The organism is Mucilaginibacter antarcticus (assembly GCF_042686155.1).
Lineage (GTDB): Bacteria > Bacteroidota > Bacteroidia > Sphingobacteriales > Sphingobacteriaceae > Mucilaginibacter > Mucilaginibacter antarcticus.
The window spans coordinates 212,993-226,161 of the sequence record NZ_JBHUON010000003.1; the positions used below are offsets into that span (position 1 = coordinate 212,993).

Below are 13,169 nucleotides of genomic sequence, written 5' to 3' on the forward strand. Positions count from 1 at the left end.
TGGGTGGGGCCGCTAAACCGTTTTAATCTCTTTATTCCTTCTGAATATAGATAAGATAATACCAATAACCATAATGATCGTACCCGCCCACAACAGGTTAACAAACGGGAACTGTATAGCTCGCATTACAAGATACGGTTTGGCACTCTCTGGTTGTTGGAAAACAGTTATTTCTACCTTGTTTTGTTGCGGCAGTACTTTACTAAAACGCAGTTTTATGCCTGCATCATCCACCTTGCGCGAAAAATCAAAAGCGTTATTATTACGGATCATATAGATTGGCTCGGCAGCGTATTGCTTGCCATTGCTTACTATGTTTAGCTTGGCACCTATAGCTACATCAGTAGCTTTTAGTTCAATGTCCTGGATCTTATCAACGCGGCCTATACTGCCCAGCGTCAAATAACCTTCTCTAAAACGAATGGTATCACCTACAGCCACTTCGTATGTTAAAGGTGCTTCGTATTTTTTATCATCATTTATCTCATTATGGCCCGCCTGTTCGCCACCTTCATCAGGAAGAGTAATAGTGTTTGCCATGGTAACGTGCGTATATAAATCGCTAAATAAATAATGCCTGGTATCCGGGGATGAGATCAGACCCATTTTGGCGTTAGCCTGCGAGTTTGGCATCAGCATAAACTCTTCAACTATTTTGCCGGTTGCATCAAAGCGTTTGTAATCAACCTTAAAAAAATGATCAGGTGCGGCAATAGAGTCGCCCACGTAAGTCACTGTATAATCACCCATTTTTATTGGGGTGTTTTTGTAAAGAAAAATATTTTCACGCGGGTTATTTACTTTGGCAAAATCCTTGTCATAATGTTCGTCCGAATCGTTTACTGAAATCACTTTACTTGTACCAGCAGATATTACAGCGCCTATCAACATCACCGCGAAACCAATGTGTGCTACTGCCGATCCCACTAGTTTTAGCTTCCCCTTAAGCGCATCTATCATTACTTTGCCATTGGCTAGTACAGAGTAAATACCCCCCATTATAATTAGCAGAAAAACAGTATTAAGCTTGTTTGCACCGGTAAAATAAGCTATCGGCGTGGCAATCAATGCGGCAATAACCAGGTAAACTAAGGTTGATACAAAAAATTTGCTGCTATCTGTCTTTTTGTATTTTAAGAATTGGGTAAAGCCGGTTAACAGCGTGACAACCACGGCGAATGATGCCTGGATAGTATTATAATGTTTAATCGGATCAGTCGGCGGAGCTAACTTAGTGCCAAATATGGCGTTCCAAACGGGGATTGATGTAACCACCACCATATGAAAACATGAAAGGCATAAAAATATCGAGCCCACAAACATCCAAAACTCGCGCGAATAGGTTTCTTCGTCTTTAGTTGTTTTAGGCAGGTCCTTCCAACGGAGAGCTATCATAACAACACCCAACACCAGGAAGAATACTACATCAAAAACCAAATGCCAAAACATACCGGCATCCGTAAACGCGTGCACAGACGTTTCGCCAAGCACACCGCTACGGGTTAAAAATGATGCATATAATACCAATACAAAGCTAGACACGACCAGTATTAAGGTAGTGACGTATGAGTGACCTGTATTTTTATACACGATCATTACGTGTACAGCTGCAACTAATATCAACCATGGTATAATAGATGCATTCTCTACGGGGTCCCAAGCCCAAAAACCACCGAAGGTTAAAGACTCATAAGCCCAGAAAGCGCCCATAATGATCCCGGTGCCCAATATCATGGTGGCAAATAACGCGTACGGAATAGCAGATAACACCCAATCTTTATAGCGCTTAGTCCACAAACCCGCAATAGCATATGCAAATGGCACCACCATTGAGGCAAAACCTAAAAACAGGGTTGGCGGGTGTATTACCATCCAATAGTTTTGCAGTAGGGGATTCATACCGTTACCGTCTTTTATATAGGTAAGGTAATTTTGATAAAGCTCAGGATTGGCTGCAAATGCAGGTGCCTGTATTTTAAGATCCACCGCTTCGCGCAGCAAAATAAACGGCGACGAACCAATACGTGAGCCAAATATTTCAACCCCGATGAGGAAAGTAGCCAATATAGCCTGTGATACGGAAATCACCGCCATAACCGAGCTTTCCCATGATTTAGCTCTCCATAATAGTATGCAGCTTAGTACGGCTTGCCAGAAGTTCCACAGCCAAAAGCTGCCTTCCTGCCCGTCCCAAAAGCTGGATATGATATAATGCGTAGGTAATGCTCTTGACGAGTGTTGCCAGGCGTAGTAATATTCAAAAAGGTGGTTAATGATGATATAGAACAAGCAGGCGCCAATACCTACAACAGACACAGCGTTAACTAATGTACCTATGCGACCAAGGCGTTTCCACGAAGTATCAGTAGGATTAGTAGTTGCAAAATAATAGCTGATAGCCGCAAACAGCGCCGAGCCGAATGCCAGAATAGTAAAAAATTGCCCAAGGTGGCCGGGCAAAAGGTGTTCGCCTTTAAAAGCTATTTCCATTAAGTGTGATTATATGTTATAGGCTGGCTTGCTTAGCCTTAACCTCGGTAATTTCTACTTTGTCCTGGGTGTATTTAGACGGGCATTTCATCAGTATTTTTGATGCATGAAACTCGTCGCCACGCATAGCGCCTGTTAATACAATTTGCTCTGAGCGTTCAAAATCTTGCGGCTTAGCGCCTGTAAATACCACCTTGCATTCTTCGCCTTTATTATCTTTCATATAAAACGAAAAATAGTTAGCATCCTTAGTTGCATCGTAGTACAATTGTTTGTCTTTATTAAGATGCCCTACAACATGCAATTCGCCAGTTGCTGCTCCGGCATCTTTAAAGGATCCGTAAGTACTTGAATTTGAGTACACGCTGATAATTACCGCTATAGCAATAGCAATAACAACAAGGCCAAATATGGAAGTTTTTTTCATTAACGATTTATTTCCTGTAATTCGAGTCTACAAAGTTAAAAAACGTACATAGAATAAACTTTATTACAAGTCATATATACTATTTAGAATTATTCTTAATATTAACGGACAATAGAAACGTAGCCATTTTTGACGACAGCCTTGTTATAATAAGTATCAAGCCCGTTAAATAACCAGTAATACGTGCCTGTTGGGAGTGGCTGGCCCTTAAAATTACCATCCCATAAATCAGAGATTGAGTGAGTGTTAAATATGAGTTGACCATTACGATTAAATACATCTATGCTGTTGAATTTTATAAACCCGTCCAGCTTTATTCCAAACCTGTCATTAATGCCATCGTTATTAGGTGTAAAAGTATTGGGCACAGTAACTACAAAAGGCAATGGCGGTAATAGTTCAACCCGTACAGATGTGGTCGACTCGCAACCCAGTCTGTTTTTTGCTTTGATGTAATAAGTCCCGCTTTTATTAATTGTTGCGTAGTTTATTAATGGAATCGTCGCATCGGCATCGGTAAAGTACGTGTAGGTAAGGTCGTCCCGTTTTATATAAGTTTTAGTAAGGTCTATCGTCTCCGGATATCGTGCCGGCGCCGGATCAAATGTTTTTATATCGGGCGGCGTGAAAACCACTTTTACCGTTTTCACATCAGCACAGCCACTCTGTGCGGTACCTAAAATATAATACGTGCCGGACAATGACACCCGGGTAGAATCGCGTACGTGGTTACGCAAAGACGCCTCAGTATAATAGGTATAAACCAGTCCCGGCGTGCTGCCTGCCGTTACTGCAGCGGCTGTAAGGTCCACCCCGGTTTCGGGGCAACCGGTTTGATCATGCACTACCAGTTCAAAGTTGTCGGCTTGCCGTATTATTTCAGTTTTGAAATCACTCGGACAGCCCAGGTCCGGGTATGGCGTAACGCGCAAACGATAACTGGTATAATCAGGCGGCGGCGGAAATATGCTTAAATTTTGGCTTTCGCCCACCAATTGGCTATTATCACTAAACCACTGGTATTTGTAAAATCCCTCGGGCCCTCTTAAAGTGATGTTGGACTGGCCCGCGCAATAAATATTGCCGGTAACAGGTGCCGAGGATTTACTTTCATCTACATCGATATAAGCGTAGCCAAAATGGCCCCCCTTGGTGCAATCGTTGGTAATAAACTCTATACGCATTAATTTACCTAAATGCTGGCTCAGATCAATAGTAGCTGATGACCAGTCTTTGAAATAGACGTCCGCCTGGGTAGAAGTGTTGTTTTGGTTATTAGCTTTTACATTGGATAGTTGAAAACCGGGCAAAGAAGATGAGGCCGAAAATTCCAAATAAGGGCAGTCTACATATTTATTGTCGGCAACATCAAAAACCCGGGCAGTAAACCTGGGTTGCTCATAATCTTTATGGTCAGGGTTTTGAAAAACTACGGCGTAATTAAAAGTGATACTGTAACCCAATGTTGCATTGGCAGGCACAAAAAAGGTGTAATAAATACTTTCTGCCTCGCCACCGGCTTGTTCGTTGCCTAGCCTGACAGAGTATTTACCACCGCCATTAGGGCATATTTTTGGGAAGCCGCCAAAACGGTCTCTTTCATCCCCAATTACATCCTGGCTGTAAACAACGTGCCGCTCGGCAATTTGGTAAGAATCGGCTATGGTTAAATTGCCAGCGGTATCGATTTTACCGACTTTACAATTCCAGCCGTTCAGGGATCCTGCTTCAAACCCTATGTTGCGCGGCAAGTTTTGACCAAACGTGTTTGATCCTAGTAACACAAACCATATGACCAGGTATTTAAGCACAGGGGTTATCTTAAATGATTGAATTTAAGAATACTATTTTATGTAAACGTAATCGACTTTAATCACTACGGGAATACGCTAGCAACCGTTGCCCTTAAAATAAAAAGGGGCGGATAATAACCCGCCCCCCGTTTTACTAATGCTAATAATATATCACGGCCAAACGCCTAAGTTTTGATATGACACTGCAATTTTATTGATAGCGCCAACCATTGCTGCAGTGCGCAAGGTATCTATCTTGTCATCGCTGTTCCAAACATTTCTTATCTCTTGATATGAGCGGATCATGGTGTCCTCTAAACCTGAATTCACCAACTCCAGTTCAGACGCACCTTTAACAATTGTAGCCCGTTGGGCGGCTGATAATGACAAACCGGTAATACCCTCAACCATGTTCACCAGGTTTAAGTTCGAATTTTCCTCGAACCTGCGGTTGATACGGCCAAACGCTACATGCGACAGATTTTTTAACCACTCAAAATATGATACGGTTACACCGCCAGCGTTTGCATACATGTCGGGCACGATAATGCCGCCGTTTGCGTAAAATATCTTTTCGGCTTCAGGGCTGGTTGGGCCGTTTGCGCCTTCGACAATGATTTTTGCTTTGATGTTACGGATGTTATCCTCTCTTAACTGGTTCTCCAGCGCAGCCGGAATCAGGATATCACAAGGCTGCTCTAAGCCCTCGCCCGTATTTTTAAACTCTTTTTTTGCACCCGAAAAACCCAGGATAGATCCAGTTGCTTTGCGATGCTGAAATACGGCTTCAACGTCTAATCCATCCTCGTTGTATACAGCACCTTCAAACTCACATAAGCCTACTATCACACCGCCAAACTCTGCCATAAATTTAGCCGAGTAGTAACCCACATTACCCAACCCCTGCACAATTACTTTTTTACCAGCAATACCCGGGGTTAAACCCAGCTTCTGCATATCTTCTGCAATGCTTACACATTCGCGGGCAGCAATAGCCACTCCCCTGCCGGTAGCTTCGCGACGCCCTGCAATACCATGTAAAGCAATGGGCTTACCGGTAACCGCACCCATGGCATCTAGTTGCCCGGGGTTCATGGTGGCATAGGTATCGGCTATCCACCCCATTTCGCGCTCGCCACTACCGTAATCCGGTGCGGGTACGTCAACGCTTGGGCCTATAAAATTTTTCTTGATCAGTTCTACAGTATAGCGGCGGGTTATATTTTCCAGCTCCTGTACAGTATAGTTTTTAGGGTTAATTTTTATGCCGCCTTTTGCACCGCCAAATGGCACGTTTACAATGGCGCATTTGTAGGTCATTAACGCGGCGAGCGCCATCACCTCATCCTCGTTTACCATTTCGCTGTAGCGAATACCGCCCTTAGTTGGCGATTGGTGATGCGAGTGCTCAACCCGCCAAGCGTCTATCACCTCGAAACCGTTGCCCCTGCGTATTGGGAAACGAAAACGATAAACGCTGTTACATGATTTTATTTGATCTAATAAACCGGCGTCGTGTGTGGTAAACTGTGCTGCGTAATCAAAGTTATTGCAAACGTCCGCAAAGAAGTGTGTGTCTAATTCTAAGATTGAATTATTTGTAGCCATAGTATGGTGATAAATATGAATGTATTAATATACAACGCAAATTTGATAGTTTTTTTATCAATATCGCAATAAAAAATACGCGTATACCTAATACCTATATTAACAACAGTTTAAAAACTATGTTTAAACAGTTATAGCCTATTTTTTAACTGCTATTTTTGTTTTTCAATTTTTTTCAGGCGTCTGTCTATCGCGAACAAATAGATAGCTAAACCTATAAAAATGATAACAATAGTGCCTATCACCACATAGATTTTGCCCGAGCTGCGAAGGGTATCAGCCATTTCAACTGATGCCGGGTCCTGAGCGAAAGCAGTAACAAAATTAAGGAGTAATAATATCAGGATAAGTGATCTTTTCATTTAGTTTATGCTGTTTCTTTTGTTTTCAATTAAACGGATGCGGTAGCGTATGGTAGCTATCCAAACGGCTATAAAGGTCCAGCCCAACATTGCGGGATAAAAGGCTAACTTCATGCCGTTGTCTAAATCGTAACGTCCAAAAGCGGGGTTACCACCGCTGCCCGGGTGCAATGAGTCTGTTAAACGCGGCAAAACAAATATCAGCACCACCATAATCGGGAAAGCAAAAATGTTATATATAGCCGATATTTTAGCTCGCTTTTGTTCTTCGTCTATAGAGTTACGCAGCACCAGATAAGCGCAATACAGTAAAAAGGCTATAGCTGCGCTGTTTTGTTTGGGGTCGCCGCTCCAATACTCGCCCCAGGTATATTTGGCCCACAGCATTCCGGTTACTAAACCTAATGCATAAAAAACCAAGCCGGTGTTAACACATTCTACCGCTGCAAGGTCATCGGCTTCGTCGCCTTTGATCAAGTATTTAATGCTGAAGTATACAGAAAGGGTAAATACAGACAGCATTCCCATCCACATCGGGACGTGAAAATAAAGGTTCCTGATCGTCTCGTGCAATATCTCTAAGCGCGGCACCGGTAATAGAAGGCCGGTAATAAATGTTGAAAGCACCAGTACTACCGCTACTACTTTCCACCATGTTTGATATATAAATTTCATGCTTTATTGGTGTAGCAAATGTACTAATTATTTAAATGGAGGGCTAATTATGTTGCGCCGACTCTAAACTCTGCGTGGGCACATAATCTACCGGCAAAAGTTCGGACAAACGAGATTGGCTCCAGGTACCTTCGTACAATGGTTCGCCGTTAACAACAATTCCGTTCTTATCAAAAAGGGCAAAAGGTGGGTTATTAAACAAGGTTATTACGCTGGTCTCGTAATTCGGCATATCAAGCGGGCGAAAAATATCTTTGTAATTATTTTCATCGCGCTTAAATGTATAGCTCACATACAAATAACGAGGGAAGCTTATGGCATAAATTCCCGGATCGGCGGTGGCTTTCAAAATCTCGAACGAATACCATGGAATTTGTGCCAAGCGCTCATTTACGTACTTTGAGCTGTTAGCTATGTCTATCCAATAATTAGCCGAATCAGGGCGACCGATTGATCTGTACATGTTAATTTTTTGGCGAATGATATAATCTTCGGGCCTTGCCGGGTTTGGGTAACGGGTTAGCTGGCGCACCTCAAACCCTTCTTGTTTTAGTTTATCAGTATATAACGAACGGTAAAAATGCATTGCAGATCCATAATAGGCCCTATCCCTGGCGGCGGCCCATTTCTTTTTCTGCGCGGCAGATCCCGGCAGATCTTCAAATAAACGCTCGCCGCCGTAAGTAATTACCTGCGATATGCCATCACTCTTAAAGTTTTTGAGCAAAAATTTTACGCGATAACCTAATCCGCGATTATCTATAACCAAAAATTTATCGCTCTCTGCCTCGAGTGCGAGGCGTTTTTTGCTGTAAGTAAGATAAAGCACATCGGGGTTCAAGATCAGGCACAATTTAGCGTTGGCATCGCTCCCCAGAAAGTCCTTTTTAAATTGCTCGAAGTTTCGTTTCCAATCGGCCTTACTATTAGTTGATATCACAACTTCACGCAGTTGGATAGTTTTTGGCACCAGCTGGATGTTAACGTTTAGGTCAAGGTCGCCTACCTGAATTTTTTGAGTATATTCTTCAAAACCAACAGCGGTAACCACCAGGGTGTACTGCCCGGGTTTAAGATTACTCATACTGTAATTACCATCGGCACCTGTAATGGTACCATAAGATGAGTTGCTTAAAAATACGCTGGCGCTTTGTATAGCTCCCTTTGATAGTTTAGCCGTTACCCTGCCCGACAGCGAAGCTTTTTGCGCTATAAGGCTCAAAGGCATCAAACAAAATAAAAATATAAACCGCCACAAGCGCATAAACTTACAATAGCTTTTAAACTGCCAGAAAAATGTTTGACAATTAATTTGGGGATAAAGATAGCATTGCGCGCTGTTTATGGCAAACTTCTTGGCAGCTTGCCGTACGGCAGATAATCTACCGGTAATTGTGTTGATATACGTTGTTGAGACCAATCGCCTTCGTAAAAAGGGCCATCGCCTATTATAGCACCATTTTTATCAAACACAATAAATGTTCGTTCGCCTGTCATGCTCACAATTGTAGTAGCGTAATTAAGATCATCAGGGCTACGATATACGTCGCGATAAAAATTAGTTTCCCACCTTTTGTTGTATTGCACATACAAATTATCCGGAAAACGCAGGCCAAATAAACCGGGCTTTTCTGATTGCTGCACAATGTCTTTCACCAAAAATTTACCTTTAAACTTATTATTGATGTAATGCGACGATCGTTGCAGTTTAGCCCAATACATCACCGAATCCCTCTTAAACCGCGAGGTACGTACCAGCGCTTTTTCAATCTCCTCGTCGGACGGGCGCGCATTATTCATTTGGCGGGATAAACGATAGATTTTAAACCCATTGGCTTCTAAACTATCCTTAGCCAGCGATCGGTAAAAATGCATTGCAGATCCATAATACACGTTGTCGCGCCTTTGATACCACTTGCGCTTCTTTGAATCGCCGCCTTTCATTTCTTCAAAAACGCGAGCACCTTTATAAACAATATCGCCTGTGTAAACATTACTCTCGTAACTCTTCAGCGTAAATTTAATGCGATAGCCCAAAGCATCGTTATCTACTATTAAAAAGTCGCTGGTTGATGCCTGCAGGATAGCCTTGTTGTTTAAAAACGAAAAGCTAAGCACATCCGGATTGACAATTTTACAATCGGCAGCATATGGCCCGGCACCAATAAATTCTGTTTTAAAACGGGCAAGCGCTTCCCTCCTGTCCGACTTTGACATGGGTGTTATACGCACCTCATTTAACGCTATAATTTTAGGTGATAGGGAAACATCAAGTTTAACCTCCTGATTGTTTATTAATATTGTTTGTGTGCTACTTTCGTACCCTACAGCAGAAACTACCAGCATATATTGGCCCGGGTTCAGTCCATTTAAGGAAAAACCACCATCGTTACCTGTTGATGTGCCCACAGACGAGTTACTCAGGTAAACACTGGCGCCGGGTATTGTTGCTTTTGTATCAGCAGATGTAACTTTGCCGCTCACACTAACTTTTTGAGCCAGGGTAACCATTGGCAGTAGCAGTGCGATTATGATGATTCGGATTGTTTGCATTTACTTTAAGTACCCTTAGTAAGGATTTGTTGAAACCAATTAACGCGTTTTAGAGCAGATAATTACCGTTCGGTTTAATCGCGCCATAAAAATGGGAACAACAACAGTGCCGTAGCCATAACAATGGCATTAATAGCGCATAAAACGCCAATATCGCCGTAACTCAAGCTGCGGTCAATGCCATCCATGGCGCTTTTGCTTAGCTTAATAAGTATCATAATTACCGGAATGATAACAGGAAAACTCAAAATTGCCATCAGCGTACCGTTGTTGCCGGCTTTAGATGCAATGGCAGATATCATTGTAAAAACAGTAGAGAAACTAAATGCGCCCAAAATAACCACTGTAAAGTAAAATAATGGGTCGCCAATAGTATTGGTAAAAAATAGTAGGTAAACCACCAGCGCTAACACGCTAAGTAGCGACATTAGCAAAATATTATAAATGGTTTTTGATAAGATGATGGCCTGCGGACTGGCTATAGAATAGTAATAAAGCAACCGGCTCCGGCTTTCTTGTAAAAAGCTTTTAGCTATGGCATTTACAGATGCAAACAGAATAATGATCCAAAATAAAACATTCCACACCACCTTGTAGCCCTCGCTTTTACTAAACCCCGCCGATAAGTTAAAAGAGATGTAGCAAATAAAAACTGTAGAAACAACATACAACAACACCCCATTAAACGCGTATTTTGAGCGCCACTCCAGCACAACCTCTTTCTTTAAAAGCTCCCACGTTTGGTCAATGAGTTTCATGCGGTAAAAGTAATGATTAGCCAGCAGTTAATCATTGCTGATGAAGAAATGGCTTATGCATTTTTATTACCTTTACCTTATGCCTTTTACCTATTATAAAACGCCGGTTGGCACTTGCCAAATTACAGAAGAGGATGGTTTTATAACCCGCGTACATATTTTAGATGAGGAGCACAACCCTACTGAAGCCGAAACTTCTTTAATGAAGCAGGTATTAACAGAATTTGACGAATATTTTGCGGGCACCCGCCGGACATTTACTTTCCCGATTAAACAGGGGGGATCTGATTTTCAGCAACTGGTTTGGCAGGAGTTGCTTAACATCGACTATGGTAAAACCATCACTTACAGTCAACAATCCAACTTAATGAAAAATCCGCTGGCTATACGGGCAATAGCCGCCGCCAACGGAAAAAATAATTTGTGGGTTGTGGTGCCTTGTCACCGGGTTATTGGCTCAAATGGCAGCCTTACGGGTTATGCAGGTGGTATTTGGCGCAAAAAATGGCTGTTAGATCACGAAGCCAGGGTAATCGGCGTAGGCCAAACTAAGCTTGAACTTTAGCATGTTCGCCCAGTAATTTTTCCATCTTGGCATGTAGCTGCTCCGGCATAAAAGGCTTAGCCAGTACATCGTTCATACCGGACGCCAAGGCTTCTTCCTGCTCATTTTCAAATGTAGCAGCAGATAGTGATATAATCGGTATACTGCGTTTAGGTTCATCAAACGCTATACGTATTTTACGAGCCGCCTGGTAGCCGTTCATTTCGGGCATGTGCGTATCCATTAAAATAATGTCGTAATGGTTTTGTTGTAGTTTTTCAATGGCCTTTTGCCCGTTGTTCACTATTTCGGCTGTAGCCTCCCAATCTTTCAAAATTTTACTTAACATAAACTGGTTAACCAGGTTATCCTCGGCAACTAAAACGCTCACATTAGTAAAGGGCTTAAGCTGCTTGTTCTGTATTTTTGGTTTTTCGCCCTTTGGTTTATCTGCAACAGTATACCAGTTGGTAAAAGTAAAAACACTGCCTTCGCCTATGCGGCTATCTACATTAAGTTCGCCACCTTTTAGTTCAACCAGTTTTTTCACAATGGCAAGGCCCAAACCTGTACCGCCATATTTATAAGCGGTATCTTCATCAGCCTGCTCAAATGATTCAAAAATATCTTTTATACGATGTTTTGGGATGCCGATACCCGTATCCTCCACAGAAAACTGCAAGCGTAGGCGCTTCTTCTCTTTGCTCAAAATTGACACAATTAGCTTAACATGCCCGCGCTTGGTAAACTTTATGGCATTGCTCAGCAGGTTCATCAATATCTGATTCAATCTTAACGAATCTATCATCAAATATTCAGGTATCTCCGGATCAATATCCAGGAAAAACTCAATATGCTCTTCGTCAGCTTTAAATTTAAGCAAACGATATACCGATTGTAAAAGATCGCTTAATTTATTTGGCGATCTTATAATGCTGAATTTTCCGGCCTCAATTTTTGATATGTCCAGGACATCGTTAATAACTCCCAATAATGATTGCGATGAAACTTCAAGCAAGTCCAACATGCTATCTTGCTGATCGTTTACTTGCGTTTTTCGTAATAGACTGGTTAACCCTATAATGCCATTAATGGGTGTGCGGAGTTCATGGCTCATATTAGCCAAAAAAGTCTCTTTTGCCTTCTTGCCAGTTTCGGCAGCTTCTTTTGATTTGATCAGCTGGGTTTGATAGCTTTTTTGCGGCGTAACGTCGTTTATGTTAAAAAACAACGTTTTATTGCGATAAGCCACCCTGCACTCAACTGATATTGGATTTTTAGAGAAAGTTTCAAACTGGTAATCTAATACAGCCAGTTTAAGGTTATCCTTAATAATCTCGCCCAGGCGCTTACGAAATGCGGCTTTATCATTAACTATAGCACAATCTATAATACTTTTCCCAATCAATTCACATTGTCTGAAACCTAAAATAGTTTCGCAAGCCGGGTTGATGGTTTTTATCCTAAGCGTCTCCGCATCAACCACACAAATAATATCCGCCGAATTTTTTACTACCAAAGCGAAGTCTTCAAGCTCTTCATTTTTAAGCTTTACCTCCGCCTGTGCGCGGGCAAGCTGTATAAAAGAGTCTACTTTGGCCGAGGTTATATAAGGGTCGAGCGGCTTGTACAGATAATCAACAGCCCCTACTCCCAAACCTTTAACGGCATACTTGGTTTCCTTTGATATAGCGGTAACAAACAGTACTAAAATATCTTTGGTACGTGCGTTTGATTTCAGCATCTCTACAAACTCAAAGCCATCCATTTCGGGCATCTGCACATCAACCATGGCTATGGCAATATTGTTCTCCCAGGCTATTTTAAGTGCTTCGTTAGGCGATGTTGTAGAGAAAAGTTTTATGTCAGTTCGGGTCAATAAAGCTTCAAGCGCAATAATATTCTCTTCGCGGTCATCAACTATAAGTATGTTTACAGGGTTCGGCATTGTGATAATAA

Annotated in this window: 11 protein-coding genes; 1 reads left to right on the forward strand and 10 read right to left on the reverse strand. The window is 42.1% G+C overall.

The annotated features are described in order from the left end of the window. Positions 1-12 precede the first annotated feature (12 nt). The 9 genes from ccsA to ACFSYC_RS04600 all read right to left on the reverse strand — a co-directional run bounded on the left by ccsA (position 13) and on the right by ACFSYC_RS04600 (position 10,666). Entirely contained in the window at positions 13-2,490 is a 2,478-nt protein-coding gene (ccsA, locus tag ACFSYC_RS04560; RefSeq protein WP_377123989.1) for a cytochrome c biogenesis protein CcsA, read from the reverse strand. A gap of 16 nt (positions 2,491-2,506) precedes the next feature. Further along, positions 2,507-2,917: a cytochrome c maturation protein CcmE domain-containing protein gene (locus ACFSYC_RS04565; protein ID WP_377123991.1), complete on the reverse strand. Its 411-nt coding sequence runs from the start codon at positions 2,915-2,917 to the stop codon at positions 2,507-2,509. A gap of 101 nt (positions 2,918-3,018) precedes the next feature. Beyond that, positions 3,019-4,728, reverse strand: coding sequence for a gliding motility-associated C-terminal domain-containing protein (locus ACFSYC_RS04570; protein ID WP_377123993.1), 1,710 nt, complete (start codon positions 4,726-4,728; stop codon positions 3,019-3,021). Between the two features lie 153 nt (positions 4,729-4,881). Then, positions 4,882-6,318 carry a Glu/Leu/Phe/Val family dehydrogenase gene (locus tag ACFSYC_RS04575; protein ID WP_377123995.1) on the reverse strand — a complete coding sequence of 479 codons (1,437 nt, stop codon included), beginning with the start codon at positions 6,316-6,318 and terminating at the stop codon, positions 4,882-4,884. A 152-nt stretch (positions 6,319-6,470) separates the two neighbouring features. Then, positions 6,471-6,680 carry a CcmD family protein gene (locus ACFSYC_RS04580; protein ID WP_377123997.1) on the reverse strand — a complete coding sequence of 70 codons (210 nt, stop codon included), beginning with the start codon at positions 6,678-6,680 and terminating at the stop codon, positions 6,471-6,473. After that, positions 6,681-7,355, reverse strand: a complete 675-nt coding sequence (locus ACFSYC_RS04585) for a cytochrome c biogenesis protein (protein ID WP_377123999.1) — start codon at positions 7,353-7,355, stop codon at positions 6,681-6,683. It abuts the gene before it with no gap. A gap of 43 nt (positions 7,356-7,398) precedes the next feature. Next, a complete protein-coding gene (locus ACFSYC_RS04590; protein ID WP_377124001.1) occupies positions 7,399-8,583 on the reverse strand; it encodes a carboxypeptidase-like regulatory domain-containing protein in 1,185 nt (394 codons plus the stop codon). Between the two features lie 113 nt (positions 8,584-8,696). Further along, the gene (locus ACFSYC_RS04595; protein ID WP_377124003.1) at positions 8,697-9,908 is read right to left on the reverse strand and encodes a carboxypeptidase-like regulatory domain-containing protein; all 1,212 of its coding nucleotides are present in this window, start codon (positions 9,906-9,908) and stop codon (positions 8,697-8,699) included. 74 nt (positions 9,909-9,982) lie between these two features. Then, entirely contained in the window at positions 9,983-10,666 is a 684-nt protein-coding gene (locus tag ACFSYC_RS04600) for a heme exporter protein CcmB (RefSeq protein WP_377124005.1), read from the reverse strand. Positions 10,667-10,706: 40 nt separating this feature from the next. On the opposite strand from ACFSYC_RS04600, the gene ACFSYC_RS04605 reads away from it, so the two are divergent. Next, positions 10,707-11,231 carry a methylated-DNA--[protein]-cysteine S-methyltransferase gene (locus ACFSYC_RS04605; protein WP_377124007.1) on the forward strand — a complete coding sequence of 175 codons (525 nt, stop codon included), beginning with the start codon at positions 10,707-10,709 and terminating at the stop codon, positions 11,229-11,231. Here ACFSYC_RS04605 and ACFSYC_RS04610 read toward each other — a convergent pair. Beyond that, complete coding sequence (locus ACFSYC_RS04610) at positions 11,215-13,158, reverse strand: response regulator (RefSeq protein WP_377124008.1); 1,944 nt, start codon at positions 13,156-13,158, stop codon at positions 11,215-11,217. The genes ACFSYC_RS04605 and ACFSYC_RS04610 overlap by 17 nt on opposite strands. Positions 13,159-13,169 lie beyond the last annotated feature (11 nt).

Coding starts and splice junctions, on each gene's coding strand:
- ccsA (WP_377123989.1), bottom strand. CDS start 2,490: ATGGAAATAGCTTTTAAAGGCGAACACCTTTTGCCCGGCCACCTTGGG.
- ACFSYC_RS04565 (WP_377123991.1), bottom strand. CDS start 2,917: ATGAAAAAAACTTCCATATTTGGCCTTGTTGTTATTGCTATTGCTATA.
- ACFSYC_RS04575 (WP_377123995.1), bottom strand. CDS start 6,318: ATGGCTACAAATAATTCAATCTTAGAATTAGACACACACTTCTTTGCG.
- ACFSYC_RS04580 (WP_377123997.1), bottom strand. CDS start 6,680: ATGAAAAGATCACTTATCCTGATATTATTACTCCTTAATTTTGTTACT.
- ACFSYC_RS04585 (WP_377123999.1), bottom strand. CDS start 7,355: ATGAAATTTATATATCAAACATGGTGGAAAGTAGTAGCGGTAGTACTG.
- ACFSYC_RS04590 (WP_377124001.1), bottom strand. CDS start 8,583: ATGCCTTTGAGCCTTATAGCGCAAAAAGCTTCGCTGTCGGGCAGGGTA.
- ACFSYC_RS04595 (WP_377124003.1), bottom strand. CDS start 9,908: ATGCAAACAATCCGAATCATCATAATCGCACTGCTACTGCCAATGGTT.
- ACFSYC_RS04600 (WP_377124005.1), bottom strand. CDS start 10,666: ATGAAACTCATTGACCAAACGTGGGAGCTTTTAAAGAAAGAGGTTGTG.
- ACFSYC_RS04605 (WP_377124007.1), top strand. CDS start 10,707: ATGAAGAAATGGCTTATGCATTTTTATTACCTTTACCTTATGCCTTTT.
- ACFSYC_RS04610 (WP_377124008.1), bottom strand. CDS start 13,158: ATGCCGAACCCTGTAAACATACTTATAGTTGATGACCGCGAAGAGAAT.